The following is a 5,754-nucleotide window of genomic DNA, read 5'->3' as shown; positions in this document are numbered from 1 at the left end:
ACGCAGCGTGTCAGGAGATTGTTTTCGAATCATCATGGCGTCATATTTTATAAAATCATTTCTATGGCGTTCATTTGCACATTTACACAAACCTCCGCCACAACTTTTTATTTATATTTTAACAGAGGATGAGGATTATTATACTGTTTGCATTGTGCAGATATGCACACTCCTGCGCTTTCATCTCGGTAATTGAATTGCCAAGGATTCCCGCTTATTGTCCTAAAGATGCTCCCTTTCAGGAAGACAAGCAAAGCAAACTTGTGACCTGAGAGGGAGCACATTTTTTTATAAAAAAATGCAAGTCAAACGCACGTGAGACTTGATATGTTATTCTGATCCGTTTTGCTGACATTTATCTAACAGAATCGCTTTGCATCTCGCGGAGCGTTTATTTTGAGCAACAAAAAAAGCGGGTGATGGGAATCGAACCCACGTATCCAGCTTGGAAGGCTGGTGTTCTACCATTGAACTACACCCGCATCTCTCAATGCACTGCCTATAATAGCATAGCTTTCACAGAAATGCAAGAGAAATTTTTTGTTTTTTTAAACTTTTTTTGTAATCCTTCTTTTGTCACTTTGGACATTTTGGATAGCAGAATGTAAGTTTTTCTCTCGTTAAATTCTTGACACAGCGATTGGAAAAGGCTGGGATATCCTGTATACCCTATAACTATTTTCATTCTATTTCAAACTCAGGAGGAAAAAAAGTGAAAAGAAAAGAGCTAATGAAGCGAGCACTTTCCATGGCTTTATGTGCCATGATGACAGTTGGCACTCTGCCGTCAGTGACGTATGCCAGCGATCTTTCGCAGGCAGATACCGGGGTGGTTTCCCAGGCTGAAGAGGCAGACGAAACCCAGAGTGCAGAAGAAGCCGCACAGGCGTATCTGAAAGAAAATTTTATTGATGCTACAAACAAGGTTATCACCACAGGTGGTAATGGTGTTGTTAAAAGTGAGGATGGTCTTACCTACAATATTGGCCTGAAAATCCCAAACGGCGGATCCATCAATTCCTTACGTCTGAAATATCTTAATACCGTTTATAAAACAGGATGGTATATTGATAAAAACAATCCATATATCTCCTATTTGGTACCGACAAAAAATGGAAGCCGTTCCATTAAAAGCAGACCGACATCACCGTATTCTTTTACTGCAACACTGAAACTGTTCGCAAGTGATACCGAAAATTCTGCCATCGACGACGGAACAGCCACTGCACTTGCCACACAGGACTTCACCTTTATTCTGGAAGCCGCTGAAGTAGAATACAAGATGCAGGTTGCTGTTCAGGATAAGAACAAAAATCCAATTACGGATGCCTCTATTACCGTAGAAAAAGACGGATGGGACACGGTTACACCTGCAAGCGATGGCAGCTACAAGATGGAAAACGGTGCTTCTTACAAGCTGACCGTTAAAAAAGAGGGCTATACCGATTATAGCGAAACATTTACTTATACAGGCAATTCCGAAGAACCTGTTTTCTTAAAAACCGTAACTTTAAGTCCGATCATGATACAGAATATCAGATTTTCCGTCAAGGACAAAGCAAGCGGTGCTGAAATTTCCGGTGCTTCCATCAAGGTTAAAAAGGGCTACTATACTACGATCAGTCCGGAATCCGACGGAAGCTATAAACTGCAGAAAGGTGTAAGCTACAACTGGACGGTTGAAGCACCAAACTACAAAACTGCCAACGGCACGATCACACCAGACGAAGATATCACCATTGATGTAGAACTGGAAAAAAATATTACCAGCTACGCTGTAACCTTCCAGCCAATGGACGGCGATACAGCCATCACAAACTTTAACCTCAAAGTGGAAGAAGAGGTTGAAGATGACTGGGGCGATACCGACTGGGAAACCATGACAGCAAATGGTGACGGTTCCTACACGCTGAGCAAATACGGCACTTATCGTTATTCTGTAACTGCCGAGGGATATAAGGACGTAAAAAATGTTTCTTATGCACCAACCGGATCAGAAGAAAAGATTACGGCTGCCGTAAACATGGACAAAGATGTAACGGTTGATTCTGCCGATCAGGCTGCCGTTGATAAGGTAAAAGAAATCTTTGACAAGGAATTTGGTGCTATCCGCACATCCTACAAAAACGCTTCTAATATTAATGCACTGATCGAAGCAAAACTGAAAACCGGCGATTATGCAGCTGTCGATAAAGCAGAGCAGGTAACGGTATCCGTTGTTTCTTCTGACGATACTGACTGGATCAGCACTGACGGCATCATCCACTACTCTACTGCCGATACGCTGAACGCTTACGGCCTGAATTCAAAAACCATTTCCGTTATGCTGAAATTCAGCTTAAACGGTGCGACAGCAGAAACAGCCGAACGCAGAGTAGTCATTGGATGGGATCAGAAACATTTTGCTTCCAAAATGAAATCGGAAGCCGATCAGCTGACCTGGGATAGAATCAAAAGTGAAAATATCAGTCAGACAGAGGTAACTTCCAATCTGACACTGCCGCAGTGTATGGGAACCAGCCTGCGTACCGTATGGTCAACCATCAGCTGGACTTCTTCCAATCCAGATGTGATCAGCATCCAGAAGCCTTCGATCGATTCTCCGATCTACGCTGCAACCGGTGTGATCAATCAGCCGGTTGAAGATACGGAAGTTACACTGACCGCTACATTCACGGCAAATGAATCTGTCATGAACGAACAGGTTGAAAAAATATCTGATATTAATACGATCAGCGTGCCATTTACCGTAACTGTAAAAGGTACCGGAAAACCGGCTCCGACTGAAGCTGAACTCAAAGCAATTTTGAACCAGTATTATAAGATCACCGATCTTGTTTATTACGGAACAACGACGGTAATTGATCCGGAAGCCTGCACCGGTGACATTCAGCTGCCAAGATATACTCGGATCAAAGATGAGAACGGCGAGAATGTCTTTAATAATAAAGAAATCACCGTAACTTCTGACAACGATGCTGTCAAAATCAACGGTTACAAAGCAAACGTAGATGTATTCCAGCCTCAGGATACCACCGTCAACCTGACCGTTTCCTTTACGCGTAAGGGCGTGACTGTTTCCAGGGTATTCCCGATCACCATCAAAAAGCTGACACAGAAAGACCTGGATAAAGAAGTTGAAATGATGAATTATGCGAAAGCTCATTATTTTGACGGTATCAAAGGAAACAATGTATCTGCAGATAAAATCACTGAAAACCTGCATCCGTTCCAGGAAATGTATTTTGATGCCGATGGAAATGCTGTCTGGGTATACAACATCAGTGATCTTACCGATGCCGGTATCTGTGCAGACGGATATTTCGATGATCCATGGGAAATGGAGGGTGCCGGTTACAACAAATTCCGTTCTTCCAATAATGCCGTGATCCAGCATGAAAATCTGGTTGTCATCCGTCCGGAAACTCCAACTGAGATCACGATCACTTCCTGGCTCAGCAGCGAACGTTACGGAAAATACGCATCCAGCCATCCGGGCAACAAAGTTTTACAGAAACTCTACAAACAGGAAGTATCCGTTACTGTTACTGTACAGCCGGACAGCAAAGTTGCTGAACAGCTTCAGACTGCCATTGATCATGCACAGACGCTTCTGGATTCTGTAACCGAAGGAACCGGAGCCGGACAGTATCCGGAAGGAACCAGAGACAAACTGCAGACGGCGATCACAGAAGCAAAAGCTCTCCTTGAAAGAGAAGATGCAGCCGAAACAGAAATCGAGCAGAAAGTTACTGAGATCACTGCTCTTATCAGCACCATACAGGATTCTCAGAACGAAACAGAAGCTCTTGTCACCGTAAAGATCAATCAGGAAGCCGGCAAAGGTATGGATGTCAGCAAAATGACCGTTAAGGCTCATACTGCTGCAAACTATGGTTATTCCAAACCGGCTGCTTATAAAAACAAAGTAACTGCACTTGATGTGCTGGTCGCATGGCATGCCGCACAGTACAAAGATGCCTTTAAAGCAAACCCTACCGACTATCTGGCTGTAAACAATGGATTTATCAACAAGATCTATGGCATTGAAACCTACAGCATTGGTATCTGCGTCAACGATCAGATTCCAGGATCTGCCAGTGCAGCAGAAGCAGTTGTATCTAGCGGGGATTCCGTATCTGTATTTATGTATGGTGACCTGAAGCAGTACAAAGATATTTATCTGTATTTTGAAAATGTACCGGAAACCATCCAAGCCGGTGAAAAGCTGGATCTGACCTTATGGGGTATGCACCCGATGGATTACGATGAAAAGGGCAATCTCAAACCGGCATCTGTACAGAAAGGTTATACCGTATCCGCTGTTGATGCAAACGGCAATGCAATTGTAAGTGCCATAACCGACGAAAACGGAAAAGTATCACTTACTATTCCTTCCGGCGGCACCTACCAGATCACCGTTGTAAAGGCACCAAAGGACAGCACTGAATCTGCTTACATCCTGCCCAAAGATATCGTAATGGCAATCGGAAAAGAAACCGAAAGTGAAACTGAAACAGAATCTGTAAAACACGCACACAGCTTCAGCACATGGAAAACCGTATCGGCCGCTACTGTATTTTCAGCAGAAAAACAGGAAAGAGTATGTGCATGTGGTGAAAAAGAGACCCGTACTGTCGGAACAGCTCTGACTCCGAGCATCAAGGTTAATATGACCTTGATCCCGCTGCAAGTAAAACAGACTACCACAAAATTCAAAGTAAGCGGACTTGCCAATGGAGATTCCATTGTTTCTTACACTTCCAGCAATCCAAAAGTCTTCACTGTTAACAAAAACGGTAAGATCAAAGCCGGAAAGAAAAAAGATCATGCAGTCCTGACCATCACTTTGAAGAGCGGACTGAAAAAGACTGTCAAAGTCAATGTTCAGAAAACTGCCGTAAAGACGAAAAAGATACAGGGGCTGTCAAAAACACTGACACTGAAGAAAGGCTCCAGCGTAAAACTGAAACCAGTGTTAAAACCACTCACATCTCAACAGAAACTGACTTACACTTCTTCCAATAAGAAAGTAGTGACCGTTTCTTCAAAAGGAGTCGTAAAAGCAAAGAAATCCGGAAAAGTAACGATTACCGTGAAATCCGGAAGTAAGAAAGTTAAGATTAAAGTAACTGTAAAATAAAAAGTTGTGGCGGAGGTTTTAGAATGTGCAAATGAACGAACTCCCCGAAGGCACGCTCTCGCTACCTCACATTGGCAGCGGTACGTAAGCAACCAAAATACGGTTGCTAAGTACCGGCCATGTTCGAGTACCTTCTTGGGAATTGTTCATTTTGCACATTGCCAAAAGCTCCTTACCGGTCGGGGATTCTTAAGCGGAACAGTCCTTCAGGCCAAGATTCAAAACACAGAACAGGAAAAGACAGAGATAGAGTAACGGAAACTTGCTGCCGTCACTATGCCTCTGTCTTTTTGTTGTCCGCCATCTTTTATATTTTACACTTCTCTTTTTTATTTCATCAAAAGAAAAAATAACATTTATACCGTCTGCCAGGCAGGTTACCTTTGTGGAAGCAAAAAGTTGCTCTGGCAAATATTTGTAGCTGGAAGATGCCTTCTGCTTAAGAGACAGCGTTCAGGCCAGGAGCTTTTGGCAATGTGCAGACGAACTACATTGTAAAACATGGTGTGTAAAATAATACGGCCATGATGAATTCGAAAACAAATCGCTCTGACGGTAGCAAGGCTTCCGTCGTGAGGTTTGCGATGCTGCCGCCCCAAGGAGCCGCTGTC

At 43.4% G+C, this 5,754-nt stretch carries 1 protein-coding gene and 1 tRNA gene; one reads left to right on the top strand and one right to left on the bottom strand.

Annotated features, from left to right (window positions below):
* Nucleotides 1–411: 411 nt before the first annotated feature.
* Nucleotides 412–482: transfer RNA gene (locus tag LKD42_RS14575), tRNA-Gly, on the bottom strand.
* 230 nt (nucleotides 483–712) lie between these two features.
* Here LKD42_RS14575 and LKD42_RS15280 point away from each other — a divergent pair.
* Nucleotides 713–5,143 (top strand): Ig-like domain-containing protein, encoded by a 4,431-nt coding sequence (locus LKD42_RS15280; protein ID WP_248836113.1) that lies wholly within the window; start codon nucleotides 713–715, stop codon nucleotides 5,141–5,143.
* Nucleotides 5,144–5,754: the final 611 nt, after the last annotated feature.

This window comes from Hominisplanchenecus faecis (genome assembly GCF_020687205.1).
GTDB classification, from domain to species: domain Bacteria; phylum Bacillota; class Clostridia; order Lachnospirales; family Lachnospiraceae; genus Hominisplanchenecus; species Hominisplanchenecus faecis.
The sequence above is the reverse complement of the archived record's forward strand: the minus strand, read 5'-3'. Positions and strand labels throughout refer to the sequence as shown.